Here is a 2,803-nt window from a genome sequence, read left to right on the forward strand (position 1 = left end):
GCCGAGCGCGAGAGCGCTAGCGCCAGGGGCGCGATCCGGGCCTTCTCGACCTCGAAGACCTCGTCCTCGAAGTCAGTCTGGCGCCGGACATAACACTACGCACAGTGGCGCAGCAGGCCCTCAGTACCCGAGACGCGGACCGCTGCGTGCCTGCGTCGTAGCGCCTGGAAACCGGGCCCGTTCCAGATGTCGAGCACGCCAATATCTGGCGAGAGCTCCGCAAAGATCTGGCTGTCATGCCCAATGAGGTGGTCGCAGTAGCCGACTCCACCCCGATAGTCGATGTAGACGACCGACCAGGGGTGTGTGCAGCGCGTCATGCCCGGAACATCCGGCGCAAGATCCTCGGTCAGGGAAGCCCCGAGGCGCAGCTCAAGGCCTGCCTGTCGCGCGCGCTCCGCCGCCTCAATGAGGGACCGAACAAGTAGGTCCGGCGGGACCTGAGAAAGATGAAGTGGATTGTCCCGGTCGGCCACGACCGGAAAGAGAGTCATACGTTCGGCGCCCGCCGAACCGGCGACCGCGACGATCTCGGACAGCTCTCGAACGTTGGCTGCGGACAGCACCGTGTTGAAGAACAGTCGGCCTCGGCCCGCCGCCGCCCGCGTGTCCGCCAACATCCGCAGCTGGGAATACAGCCGCCGGACAGATCCTCGCCGCAGAACACTGGCGGCCTCCTGTGAGACGGCGTCTACCGACACCACCACCACCATCGCCTCGCCATCGAAGAGAAGACGGGCGTCCGACGGCCGAAGCGACAGCGCGTTCGTGACCAGTCGGAGCCGCGTCCCGTAGGAGAGCGCCTTCTCGACATTCCAGCCGAAATCACGCAGCAAGGTACTCTCGCCCCAGCCTCTGAGATCAACCAGGGCGGCGCTCGGAAACAGCTCCTCAGCGATCTCCAGAAGAATGTCTCTCGGCATGTTCATGCCACGGAAGCTATCGGACGAAGATCGGCACATCGCGCAGTGGAGATTGCAGTCACGGGTGAGTTCCAGGAATACCACCAACGGCCTACATGTGAGCACTTCGGCGCCGGACTCGTACTCGGCCACACAGCGGCTCACGTTTTCTTCTCGTGACAGCTGGAGCGAAGAATGGTCGCCGTTCAATGACATCTACCTCCCACGGCGGTGACGCCTGACGAACTCGGGCGCTGAGCCTGACCTCACGTCCAGCCTGGGCAGGCACCCCCGCAACATGTTTCGCGGGATGTGTAACCAGTATCCGGCTCCAACGCGACGGTGTCGACCAGTTCGAGGTGAGTCCGTCAGCGCTCGCCTCAAACTCACCGCGTCGCCGCGTCACGGCCAACGTCGACCGGACCGGCGAACCGACCGACCGGCCGCCGTCTGTCAAGGGCCATTGAGAACGGCCCCGTGGTAGCCACCAGATCTGCCCACTGGCGGCCAGTGGAACAGCCCGGCTCGGTCAGGTCAAGGATTTCACCCCTTGCCGGACAGGGCCTGGGTGAGGCGGACGCTGTCGCCGCTGGTCTGGCAGAGGTGGGCGTGGTGCAGCAGCCGATCGACGGTCGCGGCGAGGGTCTTGGGCATGATCTCGTCGAAGCCGGCCGGGTGCAGGTTCGAGCTGACGGCGACCGAGCGTTTCTCGGAGGCGGCGCCGACGAGCCGGTAGAGCCCTTCGGCGGCGTCAGGTCCGACGGGCAGCAGCCCGATGTCATCGACCTATGCGGCCTGCCGCGCCTCCGAGGGCTCGTTCTTCATCGACTTTCGATTCGTTCGAATTCTGGGTATGCTGGTGCAGGAGGTGGAAGACCATGGCCACTGGGGTGTCCGAGCGCACCGTCCTTCCCCCGGACGAGTCCCTCGACGACCTTGTCGCGTTCGTCGGGCGGATCAGCCGTACGGACAACCACGCCGAACTGGTCGGACCCGACGGATCGCGCACCCTGCTTCCCCCAGCCGTCTATGAAGTACTCCAGCATGTCGTGCTCGCGATGGCCCGCGGCCAAGCCGTCACCATCGCCCCGCACCACCAGCAGCTGACCACCCAGGAGGCGGCCGACATCCTCGGCGTCTCGCGCCCGACCCTGGTCAGGATGCTCGACGAGGGGCGAATTCCCTACACCCAGCCCGGTCGGCACCGCCGGGTCCTGTTGCCCGACGTGCTGACCTACCAGGAACTACGCCGAGCCGCACGCGAAGCCGCCATGGACGAACTAGTCACCCTTTCGGAGGAGTTCGACGGCTACCGCGCGACTGACAAGCCATACCACCGAACAGAAACGCCGTGACCTTCGCCGCACTGCTCGACACGTGCGTCCTGTTCCCCATGCACCTGCGCGACAGCCTGCTCCGCCTCGCGATCGCCGATCTCTACCGCCCCCTGTGGTCACGGCACATACTGCGGGAACTTCAGAGCGCGCTCGTCCGCGAAGGCTCGGCGTCACCTGACCAAGCCGGTCGGACAATCGGGCTCATGCGCGAGCACTTCCCCGAGGCAGAGGTACTCGGCTACGAGCTGCTGATCCCGGCGATGGCCTGCCACCAGAAGGATCGCCACGTCCTCGCGGCTGCGGTCAAGGCCGGCGCGGGCCTGCTGGTCACCGACAACATCTCCGACTTCCCGGCCACGTCGGCCCTACCCCACGGGATCGAGGTACTGACGGCAGACCAATTCCTCCTCGAACTCCTCGACGCCTCACCAGTCACAGTGATCACCACGCTGCGCCGGCAGGCCGACGGGTACAAGCGCGAACCCAAGACCCTCGACGGCCTCCTCGCCACCCTGAGCAGGTCCGGCCTGCGGGGCTTCGCCAGTGAGGCCCGCCGACTGACGT

Annotated in this window: 3 protein-coding genes and 1 pseudogene; 2 read left to right on the forward strand and 2 right to left on the reverse strand. The window is 65.9% G+C overall.

Annotated features, from left to right (window positions below):
* Positions 1-95: 95 nt before the first annotated feature.
* Together MJ783_RS08290 and MJ783_RS08295 are read right to left on the reverse strand one after the other, a co-directional pair.
* Positions 96-1,067 (reverse strand): radical SAM protein, encoded by a 972-nt coding sequence (locus MJ783_RS08290; protein WP_239309741.1) that lies wholly within the window; start codon positions 1,065-1,067, stop codon positions 96-98.
* A gap of 378 nt (positions 1,068-1,445) precedes the next feature.
* Positions 1,446-1,688 (reverse strand): annotated as a pseudogene (locus tag MJ783_RS08295) (ATP-binding protein); the annotation flags it as partial.
* Between the two features lie 92 nt (positions 1,689-1,780).
* Here MJ783_RS08295 and MJ783_RS08300 point away from each other — a divergent pair.
* Together MJ783_RS08300 and MJ783_RS08305 are read left to right on the forward strand one after the other, a co-directional pair.
* Positions 1,781-2,257 (forward strand): excisionase family DNA-binding protein, encoded by a 477-nt coding sequence (locus MJ783_RS08300; RefSeq protein ID WP_239309742.1) that lies wholly within the window; start codon positions 1,781-1,783, stop codon positions 2,255-2,257.
* On the forward strand, positions 2,254-2,803 hold a 550-nt coding region (locus MJ783_RS08305; protein WP_239309743.1), incomplete at its 3' end, for a PIN domain-containing protein. The genes MJ783_RS08300 and MJ783_RS08305, both read left to right, overlap by 4 nt.

This window comes from Protofrankia sp. Cj3 (genome assembly GCF_917627355.1).
GTDB lineage: Bacteria > Actinomycetota > Actinomycetes > Frankiales > Frankiaceae > Protofrankia.

Bases quoted from the DNA above. Each gene is read 5' to 3' on its own strand.
- MJ783_RS08300 (WP_239309742.1), top strand. From the start codon at position 1,781: ATGGCCACTGGGGTGTCCGAGCGCACCGTCCTTCCCCCGGACGAGTCC.